This is a genomic window from Streptomyces sp. NPDC048506, assembly GCF_040651315.1.
Lineage (GTDB): Bacteria > Actinomycetota > Actinomycetes > Streptomycetales > Streptomycetaceae > Streptomyces.
The window spans coordinates 17044-40597 of record NZ_JBEZIX010000003.1; the positions used below are offsets into that span (position 1 = coordinate 17044).

Genomic DNA, 23554 nt, shown 5'->3' on the forward strand with positions numbered 1-23554 from the left:
TTCACACCTCCTGCCGGGGGCGCTCGGCGTATCGGCGTAGCCGCCACAGGGCCCCGTCCTCGGTGGGCAGCACCTGGCCGGTGCCGTGAAGGCGTTGCAGCGCCGCGGTCACGTCTGTGGACCGGATCCCGGGATCCACGCCGCGCAGACGGTGGTACAGCAGGCGCGGCCACAGCGGTCTGCGGACGCCGTCCCGGCGGGACAGATAGGTCTCTTCGCCGCGCAGCACCCGGCGGATCATCGTCGGTGCCAGTCCTCGGTAGTTGTCCCAGAGCAAGGCGTAGACCCACTGGTCGGTCGCGCGTCGGTACGGTTCGCTGTCGCGGTGCACCGCCGGCCGTGGCCGCGGGGTGTTCAGGGCGCGCAGCAGCCGCGGTGTCGTCTCGGCCGACATGTGGGTGTCCCAGCAGGCCGAGCAGCGGGTCGCCGGGGTCGCGCACACGTGACGGGCGCGACCGAGCGGGATGTCGGTGAAGTAGACCTGGAACGCCGCGGTCGCGCATTCGGTGGTGTCGTACCAGTTGCGCAGGTCAGCCAGGTCCTGGCGGGCGCGATCCCGGGCGGCGCGCATGCGCGCGTCGAAGGCGTCCGGCAAGGGAGTGCCATCGGTCACCCGCACCGCGGTCAGGGTGCGCCGGTTGCCGGCCTGAGAGACATCGACCACTCCCAGATCGTGCAGGGCGGCCAGCGTGGTCCATGCGGCAGCGGGGTCGGGCACGGCCGCTTCCGTGCCGCTGTCCCGGAGGAGTGCGTACACGTCGGTCACCTGGTGGGTTCCGGGCCGCCGCTCGGCGAGCGCGCCGACGACGGCCGCAGCCGGGCCCCACTCGGGGTCGGACGGCGGCCGGACGCCGGGTATCGGCGTGATTCGGACGCGCTCGGGGAAATCCCCCAGGTCGGTGAGCGCGTCCAGCGAGGCCAGGACGGCCAGCGCCCGTACCACGGAGGTGCGGTACGTGTCCCACACCGAGGCCTGCTGTGCCTGCTGGGCGGGGAGTAGCCCCTCCTGGAGATCGGCAGCCATGCAGTCGGCTGCGATCCTCTCCGTGTCGAGGACCCCCAACTCACCGGCTCTCAGAACCGAGTGGCCCAGCCGGCGCAGGACGTCGGGGGAGAGACCCTGCGCCGCCAGCCAGGCCACGGTCCGCAGCCCACGCCCCGTACCCAGCGCCAGACCGGCCGACGGCGCGTCGACCTCGCTCTGCGCCCGCCCGGCCTGGTCCCGGCCTGCGCGTCCGAGTTGTTGGTAGAGGGCGGACAGATCCGTGGGCGGCGACACCACGAACACACAGCGGATGTCCCGCCGGTTCACCCCCAGCCCGAATGCGCTAGTCGCGACGATCAACAGCGGTGCGTACCCGTCCGCACCGCGGCCCGGCGCCTCCCGGAACTCCGTCAGCACCGCGGCCTTCTCTGCCTCCGACAGCCGCCCGTGGAAACGCCGCACGCGCTGACCGCCCTGGACCGCGAACTCGCGCAGATGGGCGTAGAGCGCCTCGACCTCCTTCACCGTCAGGCAGTAGAAGATCGCATGGTCCTCGCACGCTTCGGCGACCCGCTCGGCGAGCCCGGCGATTGCCTGCGGGCCGCCGGCCCGCATCGCCCGCCGGTAGACCGCCAGCTCGGGACGGAGCGGCGACGCTTGCACCGTCACCAGAGCCTCTTCGTCCGCCGCAGCGCCATCCAGACCGAGCAGACCCTCCCGAAGCCCGGCTCGCACCTGTCGGTTCGCCGTCGCGGTCACCGCCGTCACCCGCACCCCGAACTGCTCTCTCAGCTCCCCGAGCAACACCTCCACCCGGCGGAAACTCGGACGGAAGTCGTCGCCCCACTGCACGAACGTGTGCGCTTCGTCCACCGCGACCCGCTCCAGCACGCCGGTTCGCGCGGCCTCCCGCAGCAGATCTGCGAAACGGCGGTCCGCGAGCCGTTCCGGGGACACATACACCAGCTTGATGCCGTGCGGGCGACCGCGGAGCTGCTCGGCGACCTCGGTCTTCCCTCCGCGGCTGTTCGACTCCGCCATGGGGCCGACCAGCGCCCGCACCGCGCCCCCGACCGCCGACGACAGCTCCAGCGCCTGGTCGGCCATCAGCGCCACCAACGGTGAGACCACCACAGTCACCCCCGGGAGCACCAACGCCGGCAACTGGAAAGTGAACGACTTCCCAAATCCCGTGGGCAGCAGCGCGAGCACGTCCCGGTTCTCGCCCACCGCGCGGACCACCGCCCGCTGCTCGGGTTTCAACGCTAGCGGGCCATCCTTGAAGCGCAGGTATCCGGCGACCGCCTCGCACCGCTCGACCAGCAGCGAGGCGAGCGTCCCGTCCTTGCGGGCCCGCGCCACCTCCTGGACACTGAGCTCCGCCTTGCGGATCTTGAGCGTGGCAGGCAGTACTGTGTGCTCTTCCAGCGCCCGCGGTGTGCACAACTCGCGGGCGCGCGGCGCGTCGAGACGGCCCTGCTCTGCCAGAAATCGCCAGATCGTCTCCCAGCCCTGCGCCATCGTCACGACGTTCCCGCCCGCCGGCTCGCCTGTGAGCGGGTCGGCATTGAGCAGTCCCGGGTCCAGCGACTCCAGGAAGACCCGGCGGTAGGCCCGGCGCAGCGCGGTCCCACCGGCGAGTTTGCGGTCACTGATCACCACGACGCCACGGTGATCCACCGAGCGCAGCAGCCGTCCCACCGCCTGGCGCAGGTCCATCGCCGCCAGCGGCAGGTAGTACTCACGCGTCGCGGCTGCCTCGGGGTCGGCCGCCCCGGCAGCCCTCGCCCGCTCCGCGGCCGCCGCGCGCCGAGCGGCGATCACCGGGTCCGCGAACGGCGCGAACGGCAGCTTGTTGATCCACACCAAGCTCAGCCGACGCGCCGGGAAATCGACCCCCTGCCACATCCCGCGCGTGGCCACGCAGAAGCCGCCCAGGTCACGGAACTCCCTCGCGGCACGCGCATTGCCCAGCAGCGGCGCCACGGCCACCGGCAGCGAAGCTCCGTCCACGGCGAGCTGTTCCAGCAGCCGCTCCGAAACCGCCTCCGCGGCCGCCGTTGACGTCGTCAATACCAGCGCCCCGTGCTCGAAGGCCCCGTGCCGTTCACGGACGACCTGACGCGCGTACCCCGCCAGCTGGTGCGCGACCGTACGGTAGGCAGCCTGCGGGTGCTCGGCCCAGCTGGGAAAGTCTGCGAAACACAGCAGCCGGGCCTGCCGGGACGCGTCGAAAGGACTCGGCAGCGCGCACGCGTCCACCTCGCTGCCCAACCCCAGACGCTGCCGGACGAACGCCCAGGACCCCGCGACCTGGAGTGTCGCCGACACATACAGGATGCGGCCGAAGCTGTTACGGACCCGACGCCACTGCGGATCCGCGCTCAGCTCGATCGGCGCGGAGGACACCGAGAAGGGATAGCGGCGCGCTACCACCGCAGCGGTCACCTCCCCGCCCTCGCTTGCGAAAACCACCCGGTTCGCCACCGCCGCCGTCAGGCCACGAAGAGCCTGCTGCAATGGTTCCTCCCCCAGATCCTGCACACTCTCCGGAGGCTCCTCGTCCCACTCCAGATCCTCATCGTCATCCGCATCCACCTCATCCGCGGTGCCCGCCTCATCCGGAGACGTCCCGAGCACATCGCGGGCATCCGCCACCACCGTCGCGGCCTCCTGCGCCAGCAGCGCCACGCGCGCCACGAGCAGCGCGACACGTTCACGCTCCCACCACGGCGCCTGCCGCACCTCCGGCAGACCCGTCAGCCGGGCCAGCTCCCGGCCCGCCGCCTGAGCCCAGCTGCCCAACCGCTCAAGCCGCTCCAGCAGCTGACGGGCACCGGCCACCGTGACCAGCCCCCCGTATGGACTCGCCAACGTCGCCACGCGGCGCCCCGGTTCGCCGCCCACCGCATCGAATACCCCTTGTGCCGCACGCGGCATCGCCTCGGTCTCCAGTAGCCGCTGCCCCTCCCGCAGCAGCTTCGAGAACTCCGAGGCGTCGGCGCGCCGGAAATCACGAACCCACCGCTCTGCGTCCGCGAACAGGTTCTCCACCGCGCGGATGTCGACCTGTGCCGTCGACGCCACGGTCACCGCTTGTTCCAGCGCGTGTGCCTCGTCGGCCACCAGCAGGGTGGAACGGTCGAAGGCACCAGCCTGCACCTGGAGTAAGGCATGATTCGCGATCACCAGTCGATGGCCCGCGACGGCCTCGCCCACCGAGTCCGTCCACGGGGCGAGCGGCGAATCCGAACCACGGCGGTAGTCCTCCGCTTCCTGGCTCACGCTCGCCAGCCACAGTGGCAGCACCCCGCCGGACGCGGCCTGCACGTACTCGACCAGGAACGCCGGTAGATCCTGTATGTCCACGCTGCGTGCCGACCACATCTGCGCTCGCCCTCGTGCGGTCGTCAGACGGCGTAGGAACCACACCAGCACCTCACGGAATACCACGTCGCCGACGAAGCGGGTCCGTCGAGCCCGCCCCCCGCCAGCCGCCTCGGCCGCGTCTACCAGCGCGGCCACCAAGGCCCGCAACGACACGCGGTTACGCTGACCCTTGACTACAGCGGCGAGCGACTCCAGGCCTGGCACCACGCGTGCCAGGGCCAACACATCTCCCGCTAATTGCCCCTGCAACTGGCGTGTGAAGGTTGAGACGACCACCCGCCGGCCGGGTTCGGCCGCCAGCCAGTCCAAAGCCACCCCGAGCACTGCCAGACTCTTCCCCGTCCCCGTCGGCGCCTCGCACATCCCGTCCCGCCCAGCGTCGACCTGCCCGCCGAGCCATCTCGCCATCTCTTGCTGCGCCGGTCGCCACTCCACATCCCTGCCTGCTGCGACGGCTAGCGCGAGCCGATGCGGATCTACCCGCCCCTCAGGTCCCAGCAGTTGAGCTGGAAGCAGGAGAGCAGCCAAACCTGGACTCTCCCCGTCCGGCGAGCGCAGAGGCTCGCCCCATTCGCGTACTGCCTCCGCCAGCAACTCCGCGACGCTCTCGTCGTCCACGGTCCCGCCCGGCTTCCGGTCCATCAGCGACGCCACCAGCGCCCACGCTGCGGATCCCGCTCCGACGGATGCCACGAGTCGCCACCAGGAATCAGACCAGCCGACCACCTCCCGCACCGCTGCCCTAACGACCAGTGCGGTTACACGGGCGTCCATCACAGCGTCATGCAGCCGCCCGGCCTGCACTGCCGTTCCCGCGGACACGGCCACGTCTCCCAGCCGGTAGGAGTCCAACCACGGCCACACCGCCTGCGCCAGGTACAGAGCGTCCACCCGCAGCACTCCGTCGACAGCGGGAAGCTCCGCTCGTGAGCACTCGGCGTCGAGCCACCTGAAGTCCGCGACCGCGCCGTTGAAAGCCACCAGAACGTCCGCGTCCCCGAGCCACTCCCGGAAATCGCCTAATACATCACTGGCGGCCCGGGCTTCTTGGTGGTACCGGGTCGAGGCGTCCACACCGCGGATCAGCGCTTCCCACTTCGGGTCCGGCAGTCGCAGCCAGCCCTCGAACTCCGGAGCCTCGTCCACCCATCTCGCATCAGCGGACAGCCTCACTGCACCGAGCTGGTAAATCCGACGCTCCCCACCAGGATGTTGGGCACTGGCACGGACCGCGGCCTCGACATCCAACACCACCGCTCGCAATACCCCAGGCTTGCGCTGGTCCCCCTTCTCCGCGTCCGCGATGCCGGCCACCGCACATGCCTCAACTACCCCGTGACGCGTCCTCACGGCTCCCAGGCCCTCGGCGGTGCGGACCAGTTGCGCCAGACGCTGGCGGCTTACTCCGGGCCAGAACTCGCGGGCAGCCCGTAACAGGGAATCCGAGTCCATCGCACCGCGAACTCGCAGGAGTTCGGCCAACCGGTGAACCAACGCATCCGACACCCGTCGCCCCCTTGCCCTGGCTGAGTGTTAAGTTGATCACATTTGCGCCCGGGGCGACCAGTGATTCGTCGAACCTTCCCAACACGATCTGGGGCGCCTTCTCTCCCTTGAGCTCTGTGCCCGTTGGTGTGTGATGCCGCGCGCCTGCTCGATTGGCTGCCAGGCCTGGGAGCCTGCCAGCCATTGAGTAAGGCCTCGGCGTAGTCCGCAGATCATGCGAACACTGGTTGCTTCCGCGCGCGATTCTGGCCGCGCTCCTCTCGCGGTGCGCGTGAAGATGCCAGGAAGGGTGCCGGGCTGCCAGACCAACCAGGTAGGGGCGATTTGCTGCCACCTCACAGGCGCTCTGGCCGCCGTGGTCATCCCAGGAGGGTGCGACCACGCATTGTCGCTGGGTGGGGGCAATCCAGTTAGCCTGGGATTGCCTTAACGGAGGTTGGCGGATATCAATATCGACAATGTCAACCGTCAGGTGCGGTTGAGCTTCCTGGGCTAGAGCGGTTTGGCCGCGAGGGTGATGGGCGAAGACGAGGGCGGTTCTGGTGATGGAGACCGGATCCAACTGGTCAGTGCTTCACCCGCGAGTCACGCTGGCGTGGCCGCTGCCCTGCATCATCGGCAGCATCGGCTGAGACCGGTCCTGCGCCCGCACGTGTGCGGCCACGCCGAGTTCCGGCATCTGATCGCGCGGCGGGCGCGCGTCCAAGGGGCCGTGGTCCTTCGGGCTTGCGGGGCGCCGTCTCCTGGGTGAGTCGATCGAGGGTCGCGAACAGGTGGCTGTTGCCGCGCCGTCCACGTTTCGCGCTGGTTCGCCAGGCTTCGTGGGCCGGCCGTGGGGGCCGAGCGGAGTAATCGGTACGGATGGGCGGGGGCCGCATGCCGTCCAGCGAGGGGGCAGGAAAGGGCAACCGGTGGTGCGCACGGTCGGCCGCGACCACAACCGGGTGTCCGACGTTTCTCACTGCTTGCGGGTGAACCACGAGGCCACGCCCTCGTGCCGACCGAAACTGGACGATTGCGCCCGTTATTGTCAGTTCTTGTGCCTTTGAGTTGTGCTTTTGTGAATCTCAAGCCCGGTGTCGGAAAGACGACGAGTGCTGTGTGGCTGGCCCACGCGTTCCATGAGTCGGGTATGTCGCCGCTGCTGGTCGACGGTGACCCGGCCGCTTCCGCGCTGCGCTGGAGCGAGCTGGCCAGTGGCTTTCCGTTTCCGGTGATCGCCCTGCCGGTGGGGGACGTCCACCGTCGCGTGAACGACTTCCTCGGCAACCGGCAGGCCGTCGTGCTCGATGCGCCCCAGCTGGAGGACCATCCCCGCATCGCCCGCAGCATCATGAGGTACGCCGGCGAGTGGATTGTGCCCGTGACCCCCGCCCCCATCGAACTGGACCGGATGGCACCCATCCGTGGCGAGATGGCGGACGTGCAGTCCCTGCGTGCCGAGCCAGCCCGCTCGGCGGTACTGCTCAATCGCACCAACCGTCCCGATGCCACGCGCACCGGGCCCGATGCAGACGCTCGCGAGGCGCTCACCGAGCGGGGTTTCGAGGTGCTGGTCACCCAGATCGCGCGGCTCGACCTCTACGCCCAGTCTTTCGGGAACTCGGTCCAGGCCAAGGGTTCGGCGTATATGGACTTCGCGGAGGAACTGATTAAGCGTCAGGAAGAGGCATGAGCCAGCGCAAGGAGAGCTACCGCGCCGCATTGCAGCGCGGGCAGGATGTCCCGGCACCCCGATCCACCAAGGTCACCACGCTGAAGAGCAGATACATCCAGGTGACCGTCGAGGTCGATCCCGACCTGGGGGGCGATCTGATGCGATGGATGGGACGGCCGGTCTCCTCGGTCGTGCTCGCCGGCGCGACCGTCCTGCGTACCCTGGCCGCCACCGCCGGTTGGGTCTCTCGGCCCGGAGACCAGGCTGCGTCCTCCCCGCGTGAGGTTCCGGATTCGGGTCGCTGAGCAGGTGGCTCGCACGGGAGGGCGGCCCTTCCTGAGGTAGCCGTCGCGCAGCGCAGGCCCCGGCCGTGTTCCGCATTCCGGATTGCGCCTGGAGAGACGACGAGGTTGTTGTCGCACTCGGCAGGTGGTCGGTTCCGGCGGGTGTCTGCGCAGCCGCTCGACTCCGTTCCTGCGAACACGGCGCGCCGCATCGAAGCCGGTGGGCCTGCTGCTCACGGCGTTCGGGAATGGTGTGCTTGATCTGGCGACGCCGCAGGTAACGGCGATTGCGGCGTGATGAGCACGCTGTGTCGTCGCCGAGATGGTCCGGCCGGGTGCGTTCACGCCGGACCCCGGTAGCCCGTTCGGGCTGTGTGCCTGAGACCGGTCGGCGTCCCCTCTCCGATCGCCCGGTCCGCGGCCACGAAGGGACGCGTTCCCTGTCGACCAACCGGGCAAGCCGGCGATCGGCAGGGCGTAGTGCCGCACCGGGGGCGCATCGGTATAGCTCGGGCCTGGCGAGGGGGTGGGGTGGGCCGGACATCGCCGCGCCAGTAGGGTGCCGCCATCTGGGGGGACGGGGGCGGCGACCGGAGGAAACGGACAACCGCATGGACTACTGCGTTGGATGCGGGAACTATCTCGATCGGGCGGAGGTGTGCCCGACGTGTGGCCATGCCCACGGTGGCGTAGCCACCAGGTACCCCCCGGCACGGCCGCACCCCCTCTACCAGAGCGGCGTTCCGCTGATGCCCGAGCCGCCGGTCTACGAGCACACGGGAACGCCCGGGTACGGCGGGGGCCTCGGGGCCCCGCACACGTACGAGCAGACGCCGGCGTACGAGCCCCCGGAGTCGTACGAGACAGGGCCCCTTCCCGAACCGGGCGGCGAGCCCTACGGACCCGGCCTGGCCGATGGAGACTTCGACCCCGGCACGGCCACCGGCTTTGACGCGGCTGCGGCTGCCGCTCCCGGTGACGGCGACGAGGCGTACGCCTCCCACCGGACGTCGGCGACGCGCCGCCGCGGCAAGGGCCCGCGCCGGGCACGACGCCGCAAGGGCGGCAAGGCCAAGCTGGCCCTCGGCGTCGCGGGTGGGGTGGTACTGGTCGGCGTCGTCGCGACGGGCCTGTCGGGGGAACTGCTGCCCACTGGTCCGACGCACGGACGGCACACGGAGTCGCAGGCGTCGCCCACGCCCGTCGACGCGTCCGCCACCGCGCAGCCCGCACCGGGCCGGACCGCGGGAGAGCCGGCTCGTCCGTCACACGCCGCGAAGCCGTCGGCATCGGCATCGGACGTCGCCGTCTCCCACTCTGCGATTCCCGCATCCGCGACCACGGCACCGCCTGCCGCCACCCGACCCACTGCCAAGGAGCCGCCCCGGCCAAAGCCGTCACCCACGAACGCGGGGTCGACCCCGGCGCCCGCACCACGCCCCACACGGTCGCGGACCTGCTTCCTCTTCTGGTGCTCCTAGGCGATCGATGCCAAGGGGGCTGGAGCCGGAACAGATGCGACGGCAGGGGGCACGGTCGGCCGCACCGAGTTCGGACGACCTGTTGAGGCGACTCCGTGCGGAAGAGGGGCGATGCGCCGGGGAAGGCCGCGGCACCGGTGCTGGGTGCGCGTCCGCAACCCGGTCAATCTGGGTTTGTCCCAACGGAGTTGCGCGGATACCGATATCGACGATGTCAACCGTCAGGTCCGCCTGAGCTTCCTTGGTCAGGGCGATGTCGCGGTGAGACCGTAGAGCGGTGAGACCGTGGAGGCCCCCGATGGCGGGTGGCCTCCACGGGATCCGGTCAGCTCGTGTAGAAGCGCTTGACCGCCTTGAGGAATTCCTTGTCGCTCAGCTGTCCGTCGCTGTCGCTGTCGAGCGTCGCGAAGTAGGTGGATGCCTCAGCCGCCGGCATACACAGGAAGTCGGCCGCGCGGAGAAACTCAGCCTGGTTGATGGTGCCGTCGTCGTCACCGTCGAGGACGGCGAAGAGGGACTGGCAGACCTCGCCCTTGCCTGGACGGTTCGGGGAACGGAACTCGGGGGAGGTGCGGGTGGTCACGTACTCGTCCGAGGTCAGGGCCCCATCGCCGTCGGCGTCGCCCAGGGAGAGGAAGGAGGCCCACTGAGTCTCGTTGGCCCGCATCAGGGCCTGGGCCTTGGGGGCGTCCTCCGGGATGTCGAGGGTGGCGAGGAGCTTGCGAGGAGCGCGCAGGAAGTCGGCGAGATCGACGATTCCGTCGCCGTTGGCGTCCATGCGCTGGAATTCTTCAACGATGGCAGCATGTGCGTTGTTGCCGGTAGTGGTCATACCGCCACAGACTGCCAGCCGCGGGTTCCGGCACCGGGCCACTGGACGTCCGGCTACCCCTCACGGGTGATCGGAGACGTGCACGTACGTGGTGGCCCTTGCCAACAGGGGTCGGGTCGTGGAGCGGCTGCTGGTGGCACCGGCCCGGACTTCCGGGGCCCAGGAGTCGACGAACTGCTCGACATTCCTGGGGCTGGCCCGGCGCTGGGGGAGTGCGGGGCTGCACTACCCGTACCGGCGCCTGTCGGCGCACGTTCCAGACCCCAAGAGGCCTGGGTTCCGCCCAAGTTCAAGATGCGGCACCGCACTACGAGCGGTAGCGTCGGGGCTATATGAGCATTGGCGAGGCGCTCGGTCGTGGGGAGGGTTCACGGCCTGAAAATCCTCCATGCCCGCTGAGCGTCTGCTGATTTCTCCTTCGTTTTTCTCGAGCGCCTTCTCGGTTGTTGTTATTTCGGGAAACTTGTTCTCCGAGCTCTAGGGGAAAAGGAAGTTCGGAAAGGGGAGACGATGAACCAGGCAGACACACTCATCGACATCGAAAGAGCCGAGGTAGGGTATCGCGAAGGTTACTCGAACGGTCACTACAACAACCATCAGAAATATTCCCCCGCAGTCCCCGGGCTGGAGTGGTCGCAGAACCAGGCGTGGTGCGAGACGTTCCAGTCCTGGGCCTTCCAACAGGCCCATGAGAAGGACCTCTCTCCGGTCACTGCCTCTTGCGTGACCGCTGTCGGCTGGTACAAGAGCCGGGGCAGGTTCTCGTACTATCCCGCGATCGGTGCGCTGGCGTTCTTCGGCCCCGGGGGAGGCGAGCACGTCGGACTCGTCTACAAGTACGACGCCGACAACGCGTATACGATCGAAGGAAACACCAACGCCAGTGGTTCGACCGAAGGCAACGGTGTCTATATGAAAACGCGTCCTCGTAGGGACAGTTTCCTCTACGGCTATGGGCTGCCGGCCTTCACGGAAGGTGTCGTCACGGCCGATCCCGGCTTGAAGGGCAAGCCCGGCTTCACCTACCAGGCCACCGCCTCGTCCAGTGCGGCCGGTTCGCCCCCTACGACGCCCGTCGAATCCGTCGCGCCGTGGGTGTCCTCGAACCAGATCATCTGGGCGGCTACCCACTCCCCGGACGAACAGCGGGCCGTGGAGCCCGGCAACAGCAATCCCGCTGACGATGTGGGGCTGGTCCAGGACGCGCTGGAGAAGGTCATGGGCGTCGCCCCGGACGACCCGCACGGCGTGTTCGATGCGGAAACGCAGAAGCTCTACGACACATTCCGCGGGGAGCAGCTCGGCTATTCCGGGGCGGATGCCATGAGCACCCCCGGAACACAGTCGCTGGTCGAACTGGGGAAGCGGTCAGAGCTGTTCAACGTACGCGCGGGCGTGTCTCCGGCTCTCACGCTGCCCTTGGTGAACCTGAACCAGGTGAAATGGGCCGCGACGCACAGCGCCCAGGAAGAAGAGGCGCAGCCGGCCGGGGTTGCCAGCACGAAGGCCGATGTGGCTCTGGTGCAGGACGGACTGAAGAAGGTCATGCACACGGTGGTGGCCGACGCACCCGGAATCTTCGAGCAGGCCACGCAGTCTCTCTACGACGATTTTCGTCGTACGGTGCTGAATCTCACCGGCGACGACGCCACCGGGAGCCCGGGCGAGCAGTCGCTGAGAGAACTCGGGCAGCGTTCGGGACTGTTCCAGGTCGATGTCGGTTCGCCTGCGAGCGGGCTGCCGGCCGGCGCGGGTGTCAGCGGGGCAGGGGTGATCGACCCCAAGGACGTGACGTTCAACCGGCATGTGAGCGGCGGCACCCTGGAGGACTGGATCACTCAGGCGTGTTCGGCGGCCGGAGTACCCGCGAACCACAACTGGATACGGGGCATCAAGACCGCCGCCGCGCGCGAGTCTTCCGGAAATCCCAACGTCTGCAATCTGTGGGACACCAACGCCATCACACCGCATGGCTTCAGTGCGGTCCACGACTTCGGAGACGGTGTCCGGAAGGATGGCATACCCCGGAAGATGAACGGCTCTTTGGCCCCGTTCCAGTGTTCCCGCGGTGTCCTACAGTGCATTCCGCAGACATTCGCCACACGCCACGCCCCCGGTACGTCGGTGAACATCTACGACCCCGTGGCCTCGATCGCCGCCGCAATCGGGTACGTCCGCAAGCAGTACGGCGTCGCCGCGGACGGCTCCAATCTCGCCTCGAGGGTCCGGCAGTTCGACCCCAACCGGCGGGGCGGGGGCTACTGACAGCCAGGAATCCCGACCGACGGGCGACCGCCGCCAGCCACTCGGTCCTGGTCGCCCGTCAGGTGTGAGGGCCGCATGAGGCTCGGTTCACCTCAACGGGGTTTGGCGGACACGAACGTGGATAATCCCAACCGGGAGGTGCGGCTGAGCTTCCTGGGCTGACCGAGATCGCCCTGGGGGTGCGCAGCCGCGGTCGGCAACTCGCTTCCAGAGGTGTGTGATCGGCTCATGGACCCGATGACAGTGATCTTGCCCGGTGCGCAGTCCCTGGTGACGGCGATCCTCGCGGACGGCTGGACGCGGGTACGCACCGCGCTGGCCCGTCGCTGGAGTCGGGAGACCCGGGAACCGCAGGCCGCGATCGAAGAGCGTCTGGACGCCGCGCACGCCCAGGCCGCCGAGATCACCAGCGGCGACGCAGACGGCGACCAGGCCCTGCTGCGGGCGTACTGGGCCGGCTACCTCGCCGCCGTCCTGGCCGAACGGCCTGCTCTCCTCGGACTCGTCCGTGACCTGCGGAGCGCGGTGGCGGACCCGGGCGCGCACGACGGGCCGTCCGTGCACAACACCAACAGCGGCACGGTCACCACTCTCATCCAGGGTGGCGACTTCAGCGGCAACATCACCTTCGGTACGCAGTAACGCCGCGGTGGGCCCTCTCCCGACGCCGGAGCGAGCGCTGAGGGTCCCTCAGTCGTGGCTATCGGCACGGCCGTTGAAAGGCAAGCCACTGTAGGGGCTTCATATATACGATGTGTCCCATCGAGGCAGAGGCGACCTTTGGGGGGCCGATGACCGAACGGGGCGCGGCGGGCGGGGATTTCAGCGGGGATTTCGGCGGCGGTTTCCACAACGTCTTCAACGGCAGCGCCGACATCGTGGTGCAGTTCCGGGACAACTACGGCGGCATCCACTTCCACGTCCCGCCGGCCGAGACGGTGGAGGAAACGGCGACGCGCGCACTGGCCGAGGCCGTGTTCCGGCAGTGGCGCGAGGAGGCCAAGGTCTGGGACATCGGGGGCGACCGGCCGACGCTGGCCGTGCGGTGGAAACCGCGCATCCAGTGGGCGCGACGCGCGAAGTTCGCCGAGACCACCGATGCCGCACACGGTGATCAAGTCGCCGACATGGTCGAAGGGTTCCTGGACCTGCCGCAGCGGCGGCTGGTCATCCTGGGCGGTGCCGGGTCGGGGAAGACCGCGCTGGCCATCCTGCTCACTCTGGAGCTGCTCAAGCGACGGCTCGTGCCGTCGGGCGGCAGTGGGCCGGGCCGGAGTGTGCGACAACTGCCGGTGCCCGTGCCGATGTCCATGGCGTCATGGGACCCGGAGCGCGAGACGTTCGACGCGTGGTTCGTCCGGCGGCTCGCGGCGGACTACCCCGGGCTTCCGCGCATCGCGGGGCAGCATCCGGCCGCCGAGCTGTGGAAGCGCGCCGGATCCGTGGTGCTGCCGGTGGTGGACGGCCTGGACGAGATGCCGCCCGCGCGCCGGGCCTCGGCCCTGCACGCACTGAACCGGGCGCTCTACGACGGCAGGCCACTGATCCTCACCTCGCGGACCGAGGCGTTCGAAGGCCCGGCGCGCGATGTCATGCTCAGGTCGACGGCGGTGTTGGAGGCCCAGCCGGTCGGTGCCGACGATGCGGTGATCTACCTTGCCAGCAGTACGGCGCCCCGCCTGCGACCGCGATGGCAACCGCTCTTCGACCGGATGCGGTCCACGCCGACCGGCCCGGCGGCCCTGGCCCTGTCGACGCCGCTAATGCTCTGGTTGGCCCGCACCGTCTATGCGGACCCGGCGACCGAACCGTCCGAACTCGCCGATCCGGCGGTGTTTCCCACACGGCAGGCCATTGAGGACCATCTGCTGGACCGGTTCGTTCCTGCCGCGTTCGACGGCGAGGTCCCGTCCGATGACCGTTGGGAACCGCCGCGTCGCTGGCCGGTCCACCGCGCACAGAAGTACGCCGAGGGACTGGCCGACCACCTCGCCCGGACCGGCACGCCGGATCTGGCGTGGTGGCGACTGCACGAGGCGACCGCGCTGGCCCGGGTGGCCGCGCTGCCCCTGCTGGGGCTGGCGGGGTACGTGGCACTCCAGCTGTCGATCTTGGCCGGCCGGGTGGTCTGGCAGATCGCCGGCGAACCGAGCGTGGCGGGAGCGTTGTTGGCCCCGGCGGCCTACGGGGCCGGGGTGCTCATCGGGTTCGGTGCCCAACTGGCGGTCCGCACGTGGTTCACCGACCTCCGGTTCGGCGAGCCCAGACGGCGCATCAACCTCCTACGTCCAGGTGCGGCGCTGCGCTCAGCGGTTCGGTCCACCGGTTGGAAGGGCATGCTGGCGGCGTCGTTCATGGGTGGCCCCGCCCTGGCGACGAGCCTGTGGGCGGTGACGTCCGACGGCCCGGTGGCCGCACGGATCTGCGGAGGGCTCTGTCCGGTCCTCTGCCTCGTGCTCGCCGTGATGTACGCGGCGCCGTCCGACCCCGGCGAAGAGGCGACGACGCCGCGGATCCTCATGCGGAGCGAGCACGCGGCCGTACTGCTCGGGGTCGCCGTCATCGGGCCGGTCGCGGGGCTCGGCGTCGGGGTCACGCACCTGTCGTTCTCCGGTACGTACGCGCTGTCCGCCGGCATCGCCGCGTGGTTCGGCGCGTCCATGATGCTCGTGCTCATCAGCCCCTGGAGTCGCTGGCTGCTCGGCCGGACGATTCTGGCGCTGACCGGTCGGGCCCCGTGGTCCCTGCTGCGCTATCTGTCCGACGCGCACCGGCAGGGCGTCCTACGGCAGATCGGCGGCGTCTACCAGTTCCGCAACATCCGCCTTCAGGAGCGGTTGGCGGATACCACCTCCTACGGCGCGAGACGCCGTCGGCGGGCGGTCGGCGGGGACATGATGCCGCCCGATGCGATCACACACACCAGCGACGCGGGCATCGCCTTCCGGCTGCGCGTGCGCAGGACCAACCTCGTGCCGCTGAAGCGGAGCGTCACCTCCGCGATCATCATGACGCTGGTCTGCTCGATGTACGGCGGCGTCTGGTGGCTGATCGGACCTGGTCTGCTGCTCGCAGGGTGCTTGCTGACCGCGATCACGTGGGTCCTGCCGCCCTACGTCGTCGATCTGCGCCTGAACCGCGACACCTTGCAGTGTCGGTCCCGCCGGTACTCCGCCCGCTTCGAGTGGAGGCACGTCGAGGAGATCGCGTTGCACGGCTTCACGCACCGCGGTGTCACCACGGGACGACGCCTCCTCAAGGTCCGCCTGCGACCTGATGCGTTGACCACCGCTCAACGACAGGCACGCGACACGGGGTGGCGCCTGGTCTGCGACCTCGGGTTGATGTCCTCCCTGCCACCGCAGATCGATGCGGCGCTGAAGGAGTACAGCGCCTTCGGCCTCCAGCCGGAGAGCTTTGCCCTGTGGGAAGAGCAGTTCGACTCCGACTGAGTTTCCGCCGCACGGTACGGCGGTGCGCAGGCGCGGCGGCGAGGGCCTACGCGCGGGTAATCAAAATGTAAAGCTCCTGGTATGGTCGGAAATTCACTGAGCGTTTCGGCTGAAGGGTTCGCATGACCACGCCCGCCTCTCCCGACGGCCCCACGACCGGGGACCCGGCGCCGCAGGACCGCGACCCGTGGGCCCCGCCGACCACCGAGAGTGTTGTGGACCGGGCGCCGTACCCGCCGCCGGCCTGGACCTCGCAGCCCTCCAACGGCATGCCCGTCACCGCTCTGGTCCTCGGTCTCGTCGGCGTCGGCCTCGGCCTGTTCGTCATCCTGTTCTGGGTGTCCTGGCTGCCGGCCCTGCTGGCCGTGGTCTTCGGCGGTATCGGGTTGAGCCAGGTGCGCAGCGGCCGGGCCACCAACAGGGCCATGGCGCTCAGTGGCGTCATCCTGGGCATCGTCGGTCTGCTACTGGCCCTGGGGGCGGGGGTGTTGACGGTCGTGATGGTCAAGGGGGCCGCCGACCGCGCCCGTGAGATCACCGACGACGCCCGCGCGAAGACCAAGAAGGCCAAGGAGTCGGCCGCTGCCGCCGAGAAGGCCCGGCACCTGTCCTTCGGCAAGCCGTACACCTTCGGCAACGGTCTGAAGGTGACGGTCGCCAAGCCGGAGCCGTTCGTCCCGGACGGATTCGTCCTCGGCCACGCCAAGGGCAACAAGGCCGTCCAGATCACGGTCACGGTGGTCAACACCGGCGGCAAGCGGATCTCCGTCGAGACCGGACTGCCCAGCGTCAACGACGCCGACGGCGCGTCGACGGAGCTGGTGATCGACGGAAGCGGGCGACAGAAGGTGATCACCGGCTACGTCCTCCCCGGCAAGGAAGCCGTGGGGAAGTACGCCTTCTCGCTGCCGCCCGATGCCGCCGACCGGATCGAGGTCGAGTTCAGCCCCGACGCGATGCGGTGGGACGACGCCTACTGGAGCGGCCCCACCGCCTGACGGAGGGTGCTCAGTCGGTCCCGGGCCGCGGAACGGTGACCTTCATGATGCGGCCGGAGGCTTCGGAGACGAACAGGGCGTGTTGTGCGCTGTGCTCACCGAAGCCACGGGCGAGCCGCACGCTGGTGGGCATGCGCAGGCCGGCTGCGAGGGTGCAGGAACGGCCGGTGGCAGGATCCACCTGGATGAGTTCGCCGTCCCGGAAGGAGGTGACGATCAGCTTGCCGTCGAAGACGGTGAGGTCGTCAAGGAGCTTGATGCCGAAGGGGTGCGGGCTGAGAGTGGCGACCGTGGTGTGCCGCGCCGGGTCGTCGAGGGGGATCCGTACGACGGGAGAGGTGGCGTCGGTGATGACGCTCGCGTACAGCTGGTCACCGGCGATGTGCAGGCCGTTGGTGCCGAAGACGTTCGCGGCCCGTGTCCACTTCTCGTCCCTCGTGCCGTCCGGGCGTATCTTGAGGACGCCGGTGGCCAGTTCGCGGCTGAGGTAGAAGTTGCCGTCGGCGTCGATGGCCAGGCCGTTGATGCCGGACACGCCGTCCACGACCTTGACCGGCTTCGGTGCGGCCGCGGTCGGGTCGAAGCGGATGATGCCGCCGCCCGAGATCGCTGAAGTCAGTGGATTCACGCCGTAGTTGACGTACATCATGCCGTCGGGGCCGCGCCGGATGCCGCCGGGGCCGTTCACCGGAACGCTGGTCCTGAGCGTTCCGTCGGGTGCGTACCCCTCGACCCGGTGCCGGGTGACGTGCGAGACCCAGAGCGTGCCGCGCCCGTCGAACTCCAGGTTCTCCCGCCAGTCGAGCAGCGGTGGGCCGCCCTTCCGGAACACCTCCGTGTGCGCCTGCCGGGCACACCGCTCCAACGGCGCGGCGGTGGGTGACGTGACGACTGTGGCGGCGTGGGCCGTGGCCGCCGGTTCCCGGGGCGTGAGCGCCGAAGCCGGTGGGGCGGTGAGTGTCAGCGCGGACACCAGGCCTGCCGCGCAGACCGCCCGACGCAGAAAGGCCGCCATGGGTGGTCGTGCTGTCATGTCGCGGCGGGCGGAGCGTCCTCCACGGGGTGGGACTCGGCGAGGTAATGCGCGGGGGTGGGCCACTGGTTCCCCTTCCGGTCGCGTTGCAGGCTCGTCGGCGGGCTGCGGTGCGGTGCCAACTGACGTGATGGGAAAGACAGTTGGAGCGTATCCGGGTGGCGCTCGGTGGGCTTGGGCGGGCCTCGTGAGGCTTGGGCGGTTGGGCGGTTGGGCGGGCTCATGGCACGGCGAGGTGGGGACGCACGCCGGTCCGGGCGTGCGGATGCGGGGCTGTGCGCAGGGCTGTCGACCGTCGCGCAGCGTGCTCGTCGGTCGGTGTCGGCCTGTGGCGAGAACTCGGTTGAATCCTTTTTGGAGTTTGTTCCGTATACGTGATTGATGGATGGTTCAAGGGGGGTTCGCGAGGAAGGAAGAGCCTTGGGAGTCTTCGAAATCCTGACTCCCGCGCTGGGCCGTAGCCATCGTGATCGCTTGACGATGGGCAGGCGCCGGGACTCAAGCGCACAAGACCACATCCGGCGTCGGCGCCGTCGTCGGCGTCACGACCACGGCCATGGCCACAGCAGGGGCCATGGAGGGAGGTACTGAGCACTTCGTGCCTGTCAGCGGCCGGGCAGCCCTGCCCGGCCGCAAGCAGTCGGTGAGGCGATATGAGCAGCGCACCGGCAAACGCTCCCCGGGGCGGCCGACGCTGGCTGGTGGTGATCCTGGCCTTCGTCGTGCTGGCGCCCGTCGTCGACGGTGCTGTTCTACCTCCAGTGGGACCTGACGGTCCTCGCGCTCGTCATCGTGCCCCTGCGAGCGGTTGTTGCAGGAGGACCGCTGGCTCCGGACGTTCACCCACCCCCACCTGGTCCGCGGCTACGAGACGGGGGAATCCCCGGAGCCCTCCGCGGTGTTGGAGACGCTCACCGGGGAGACGCTGTCGCGCCTCATCGACCGCCGGTGGCGCCGTCTGGCCCGCCGACGACCTCGCCCTCCCGGGTCTGCACCTGTGCTCGGCGCTGCACTACCTGCACGGCAACGGCCTGCTGCACTTGGACCTGAAGCCGGCCAACATCGTGGTCGGCTGCCGGCGCGCGAAGGTGCTCGACCTGAGCACCGCCCGCCCACCCGGTCCCGCCCCGCCGGGCATCGGCACCTTCTGGGCGAGCGGGCCCCGTCCGTCGCCGCTCACCGGCGCCTTCCCCGCGCCTTCCCCGCGGGGATCGACGGCTGCCTCGACCCCGACCCGGGCGCCCGCCCGCCGCTCGTCCGGCTCGCAGCGCAGTTCGACGGGATGTTGCCGCACGGCCTGCGTCGGACGGCGGTCGACCCCTCCGCAGGCGCGGAGCGGGCACCGTAGGCCGGTCCGGGATCCGATGCGTCACGTGCCGTTGCCGGGGGCCACCGCGCAGTGCGCGGTTCCGTCCGGCCCGGGGCCGGCACGCCGCGGGGACGATCATGAACCATTCGCCGGGCTCGTTACGTACACCGGGTAGATCCGGTCCGGTGAATTCCCGGAGGCTCCGATGTCTTCTCGTCCGGTCGACGCTTCGCTACCGGGGGGCTGCTGCCGTCTGCGGGCTCATCAGCGCCGTGGTCCACCTTCTTCTCGTCCCCGAACACCTCAAGGAAGTGGCGTACGTGGGAGTAAGTACTGTTCCTGGTCGGCGGCATTGCGCTGCTCCTCGCCGCCGCCGGTCTCGCGCGGCGGAACCCCGTACCGGCCTGGCTGCTGGGCGCCCTGGTCAGTGGCGGCATGGTTCTCGGTTTCGCGCTGTCCCGCACCGCCGGGCTGCCGGACTACAAGGAAGAAGGCTGGGAGCCCCCCTACGGAGCGCTGTCCGTCGTCACCGAAATGTTCCTCGTTGCCTTCGCCGCCTGGTACGGCGCCGGGATGACGCGCACTCCGCCCACCGCGGTCAGCCGCCCGGCCGCGTCCGTGGGCGTGCGGTAGCCAGCGCGGCCACCGAAGCCACGGGAAGCACTGTCGTGAGTGGGGCGGCGCGCTCGCTCTGCACGCCGATGGGCGGCCCACCGGGGCCGTGCGACGGGTCCGTCGCGCTCGGTGCGCGGGCGGCCGCGGTCCATGCAGCGGCGGTGGCGCCGAGGGAGAAGAGGGAGAATGGGTGCGTGGTCTTCCGTAACCGCCAGGCAACCCGCTGGCCGGGGCGGACCGTACACAAGGGCATGCAGAGGTTGCAGCTCCCGGTCGGACGCATCCCGGACGAGGCGCTGCTGGCTGGTCTGGCCACCGGCGACCCGGAGCTCGCCGTCACCTTTGTGCGGCGTTTCCAGCACACCGTCTACGGCGTGGCCATCGCGGTCACCCGCGATGCGCAGCTCGCCGAGGACGTCGCCCAGCAGACGTTCGAGCGTGCGTGGCGGCACGCGCAGATCTACGACTCCCGCCGCGGGTCGGTGACGACGTGGCTGACGACCATCGCGCACAACCTCGCCATCGACGCCGTCCGGGCGCGCCGTCCGGAGCCGGTGGCCCCCGAGGACCTCGACGCGCTCCTGGGCGCGGTGACCGACACCCCCGAGGACCGGGCGCTCGCCGACGAGGCGTCGTCCACCCTGCGGGCCGCGGTGGCGCGGCTGCCGGGCGAACAGGGCCGCGCCCTGGTGATGGCGGGCATCTACGGGATGACGGCCCAGCAGGTCGCCGACTGGGAGCACATCCCCCTGGGCACCGCCAAGACGCGGATCAGGACCGCGATGGGGAAACTGCGGGCCACCCTCACGTCGCCGGATTCCCCCGGTTCGAACCCCACGTCGGCGCATCCCGCGCATCCGAACGCCGCGTCGGCGCATCCTCCGAATCCGCCTTCCGCGTCTCCGAAACGAGGCGGCCATGACTGACCACCTGTCCTGCGAGGAGCTGCACGAGACCGGTGCCGAGCTGGCGCTGGGCGTGCTCTCGGGCCGGGAGCGGGCCGAGGCGGCCGCCCATCTGGACCGCTGCGCGGACTGCCGGGAGTACGTCGAGCAGCTCGTGCTCGTCGGCGACGGGTTGCTCGGTCTCCTGCCCGAGGTCGAGCCGCCGGCCGGCTTCGAGGCCCGGGTGGCGCGGCGGCTGACCGAGGCCCAGGCCGCGCGCGACGGACGCGAGACCGGGCGCGCTTTCGCGGCCCGGCGGGCGGGGTTCCGCAGGAGCCTACGGATGCGGGTCGCGGCTGCCGCGGCCGTGCTCGCGCTCGGCTTCGGCTTCGGCAGCTGGGCCCTCGGCACGGCCATCGAAAGCGTCGTGGCCGGCCCCGCGCACCCCGCCCGGGCCTGGTCGGGGGTACTGTACGGACAGCTGACCGGAGCCGCTGTGGGGCATCGGCAACCGGCCGGTGAGGTCTATGTCCTTCCAGGGAAGCCGGGCTGGGTGTTCATGTCCGCCGACCTCGCCGACGCCGGCATTCCGTACAACGGGAAGGTCACCTGCCTGTTGGAGCGTGCCGACGGCACGACCATCCGACTCGGCGACTTCACCCTGCACGACGGGTACGGCTACTGGGGCGCCTCCGCCCCGGTGAACCAGGCCACGCTCTCCGGTGCCCGTGTGACCTCGGCCGACGGCCGCGTCCTGGCGACCGCGCACTTCACAAAGGTGTGATCACTGCGCACCGCTCTTCGCCCACCGGTCACCGACCACAACGCACCGTATACGATCACCGACCACCACCCACTGCTCACCGCCCACGACCACCGACCACAACGCACCGCTCACGATCACCCGAGGCCGTGGATGTCGAGTTCCCGCTGCCGGTCGGGCACTATCGGATGTCGGTCGAGGCGATCGCCGCCCGGCGCCTTGAGCCCGGTCCGATGGTGTGTGGAGGCACAGGTGGTTGAGTCCCTGCGGAAGGTCGCCCGGCCCGGGCCGTTGCCCAGCGGCCGGCACCACCTCAGCCGGGAACAGGTGGTCGCGTCGCAGCGGATGCGCATGCTGACCGCCACCGCGGAGGCGATGAAGGACAAGGGGTACGTGGGGACTTCGGTCGCCGAGATCATCCGGCGCGCCGGGGTGTCGCGGGAGACGTTCTACCAGCAGTTCCGTTCCAAGGAGGACTGCTTCGTCCAGGCCCTGGACGCCGCCACGAAGCGGCTGGCGGGCCTGCTGGAGGTCGCCCGGCAGCCGGCGGCCGACTCCCCGGAGGCGACCCGGCCGGCCGCCCCGGACGAGACCTTCCGCCGGCTGCTGCGCCTCTACCTGAAGACCCTCGCCGAACAGGCCGCCTTTGCGCGGCTGTTCCTCGTCGAGGTGTACGCCGCCGGGCCCGAGGCGATGGCCCGCCGGATGGAGTGGCAGCGATGGTTCGCGGACGCCATCGCCGAGATCTTCCAGGTGCGGGCCGGGGGCGGTGCGGACGAGCGGCGCTTCGCCTGCGAGGCCCTGGTCGCGGCCGCCGCGCACCTGGTGACCGCGCACCTGGTCGCGGACGACCCGAAGGGCCTGTGCGCGCTGGAGGATCCGCTCGTCCGTCTCGCGGTGCGGCTCCTCGGCTGAGCGGCCCGGGGCCCGGCGGTACGGGGCAGGAGGGAGTGCGACGACACCCCCTCGGGACACCCCTCAGCCGGCCACGGGGAGCCAGGGGAAGTACGCCAGTCGGTCCCGCAGGTCGGCGGGCAGCAGCGGTGTGACCAGCGTGCGGTATCCGGCCACCTGCTGCCGGGCCGCTGTGCGGTCGCCGTTGAGCAGCTCGTTGGGCGTCCTGCTCGGGATCGGCAGCCCCGGGCCGCAGAGCGGGATCTTCGGTGCCTGCCGGTTGAGTTGGTCGCCGCCGCCCGAGACGGCGTGCGGGTTGATGTCGTAGCCGTGGTCGCCGGTGAAGTAGCCGACCACGCCGTTGGCGAAGCAGGCCAGGTTCGTGATCACGTTCTCGGAGTAGCAGATGCCGTCGTTGGTGTTGCAGATCTCCTTGACCGTCAGGTCGCCGAAGCCGCGCGGCCCCTTCATGGTCATGCCGGGCAGGATCGTCGGCAGGTTCGTCTCGATGCCGCCCGGGCCGCCGTCCACGCCGGGTCGTCGGGGATCGCCGTAGAGGACGCCGTTGATCTGGTCGTGGGGGACGACGTCGCTTGCGGAGAGGGCGGCCAGCTCGTCGCCGGCGACGATCGCGCCCTGCGAGTAGCCGGCGATGGTGAGGTGGCCGGCGGAGCATGCGTCGTGGAACTGCTTCACCGCGGCGTCGAGTTTGGCGATGCCCTCGGCCACGGAGTCGTCCAGCGACACGGTGTCGCCGGGGTACGGGGCGATGGACGCCGAGTAGTGGATCTTCGTGAACGACACGCCCTCGGGGAGCGCAGCGTTGCTGCGGTCGTAGATGGTGGCGTCGCCGTCGAGGTGACCGCCGACCTCGAAGATCATCGTGTTGGGGCAGTCGGCCCGGGTCCGTGCCTGTGGGGCGGCCGCGACGGCTTGCGGTGTGGTCAGCCCCAGGACGGGCAGTGCGACAAGTAACGCGAGTAGCGATCGTGCCCTGCGCATGTGCACCTCGTCTCGAATTGGCTTGGGGGAACGGGAGTTCCGGCCCAGTGCGACGCCAAAGGTAGCGCTGGCGGGCGTTCTGCGAACAGAGGTGTTCGTGAAAGTGCGGTGTGTGCGGTGGGCATATTGGAGGAAGCCGGTGTGGAGATCGATTCGCCGGAGGGCCACTTGGCCGGCGGTCCGGGCCATGTGCGCGGGGGAGGA

The 23554-nt window shown here is 69.9% G+C and carries 14 protein-coding genes and 3 pseudogenes; 12 read left to right on the forward strand and 5 right to left on the reverse strand.

The features are described 5' to 3' along the window. Nucleotide 1 precedes the first annotated feature (1 nt). Entirely contained in the window at nt 2-5689 is a 5688-nt protein-coding gene (locus AB0C96_RS02735) for a DEAD/DEAH box helicase (protein WP_362912944.1), read from the reverse strand. Nucleotides 5690-6941: 1252 nt separating this feature from the next. On the opposite strand from AB0C96_RS02735, the gene AB0C96_RS02740 reads away from it, so the two are divergent. Together AB0C96_RS02740 and AB0C96_RS02745 are read left to right on the forward strand one after the other, a co-directional pair. Continuing rightward, nucleotides 6942-7556 carry a ParA family protein gene (locus AB0C96_RS02740; RefSeq protein ID WP_362912946.1) on the forward strand — a complete coding sequence of 205 codons (615 nt, stop codon included), beginning with the start codon at nt 6942-6944 and terminating at the stop codon, nt 7554-7556. After that, nucleotides 7553-7843 (forward strand): hypothetical protein, encoded by a 291-nt coding sequence (locus AB0C96_RS02745; RefSeq protein ID WP_362913365.1) that lies wholly within the window; start codon nt 7553-7555, stop codon nt 7841-7843. The genes AB0C96_RS02740 and AB0C96_RS02745 overlap by 4 nt, the downstream gene beginning before the upstream one ends. A 184-nt stretch (nt 7844-8027) precedes the next feature. Here AB0C96_RS02745 and AB0C96_RS02750 read toward each other — a convergent pair. Further along, a pseudogene (locus tag AB0C96_RS02750) lies at nt 8028-8168 on the reverse strand (IS5/IS1182 family transposase); the annotation flags it as partial. A gap of 403 nt (nt 8169-8571) precedes the next feature. Here AB0C96_RS02750 and AB0C96_RS02755 point away from each other — a divergent pair. Beyond that, entirely contained in the window at nt 8572-9303 is a 732-nt protein-coding gene (locus AB0C96_RS02755) for a hypothetical protein (RefSeq protein ID WP_362912948.1), read from the forward strand. A gap of 325 nt (nt 9304-9628) precedes the next feature. Here AB0C96_RS02755 and AB0C96_RS02760 read toward each other — a convergent pair whose 3' ends face one another. Beyond that, on the reverse strand, nt 9629-10135 hold the full coding sequence (locus AB0C96_RS02760) for an EF-hand domain-containing protein (protein ID WP_362912950.1): 507 nt from the start codon (nt 10133-10135) through the stop codon (nt 9629-9631). Nucleotides 10136-12043: 1908 nt separating this feature from the next. On the opposite strand from AB0C96_RS02760, the pseudogene AB0C96_RS02765 reads away from it, so the two are divergent. From AB0C96_RS02765 to AB0C96_RS02785, 5 genes and pseudogenes are all read left to right on the forward strand, one after another. After that, a pseudogene (locus AB0C96_RS02765) lies at nt 12044-12400 on the forward strand (hypothetical protein); the annotation flags it as partial. A 69-nt stretch (nt 12401-12469) separates the two neighbouring features. Next, nucleotides 12470-12562 (forward strand): annotated as a pseudogene (locus AB0C96_RS02770) (YjbQ family protein); the annotation flags it as partial. A gap of 75 nt (nt 12563-12637) precedes the next feature. Then, the gene (locus tag AB0C96_RS02775) at nt 12638-13042 is read left to right on the forward strand and encodes a hypothetical protein (RefSeq protein WP_362912952.1); all 405 of its coding nucleotides are present in this window, start codon (nt 12638-12640) and stop codon (nt 13040-13042) included. A 149-nt stretch (nt 13043-13191) separates the two neighbouring features. Continuing rightward, the gene (locus AB0C96_RS02780) at nt 13192-15852 is read left to right on the forward strand and encodes a hypothetical protein (RefSeq protein WP_362912954.1); all 2661 of its coding nucleotides are present in this window, start codon (nt 13192-13194) and stop codon (nt 15850-15852) included. 122 nt (nt 15853-15974) lie between these two features. Next, entirely contained in the window at nt 15975-16850 is an 876-nt protein-coding gene (locus tag AB0C96_RS02785) for a DUF4190 domain-containing protein (RefSeq protein WP_362912956.1), read from the forward strand. Between the two features lie 10 nt (nt 16851-16860). Here the strand turns inward: AB0C96_RS02785 and AB0C96_RS02790 are convergent, their stop codons facing one another. Continuing rightward, complete coding sequence (locus AB0C96_RS02790; RefSeq protein WP_362912958.1) at nt 16861-17865, reverse strand: hypothetical protein; 1005 nt, start codon at nt 17863-17865, stop codon at nt 16861-16863. A gap of 1762 nt (nt 17866-19627) precedes the next feature. On the opposite strand from AB0C96_RS02790, the gene AB0C96_RS02795 reads away from it, so the two are divergent. The 4 genes from AB0C96_RS02795 (at nt 19628) to AB0C96_RS02810 (ending at nt 22369) form a co-directional block, all read left to right on the forward strand. Next, entirely contained in the window at nt 19628-19825 is a 198-nt protein-coding gene (locus AB0C96_RS02795; RefSeq protein ID WP_362912960.1) for a hypothetical protein, read from the forward strand. Between the two features lie 233 nt (nt 19826-20058). Continuing rightward, entirely contained in the window at nt 20059-20733 is a 675-nt protein-coding gene (locus AB0C96_RS02800; protein ID WP_362912962.1) for a sigma-70 family RNA polymerase sigma factor, read from the forward strand. Next, entirely contained in the window at nt 20726-21475 is a 750-nt protein-coding gene (locus AB0C96_RS02805; RefSeq protein ID WP_362912964.1) for a hypothetical protein, read from the forward strand. Before AB0C96_RS02800 ends, AB0C96_RS02805 begins: the two co-directional genes overlap by 8 nt. 231 nt (nt 21476-21706) lie before the next feature. After that, nucleotides 21707-22369 carry a helix-turn-helix domain-containing protein gene (locus AB0C96_RS02810; RefSeq protein ID WP_362912966.1) on the forward strand — a complete coding sequence of 221 codons (663 nt, stop codon included), beginning with the start codon at nt 21707-21709 and terminating at the stop codon, nt 22367-22369. A gap of 63 nt (nt 22370-22432) precedes the next feature. Here AB0C96_RS02810 and AB0C96_RS02815 read toward each other — a convergent pair whose 3' ends face one another. Next, a complete protein-coding gene (locus AB0C96_RS02815; RefSeq protein ID WP_362912967.1) occupies nt 22433-23230 on the reverse strand; it encodes a PE-PPE domain-containing protein in 798 nt (265 codons plus the stop codon). Between the last annotated feature and the right edge of the window lie 324 nt (nt 23231-23554).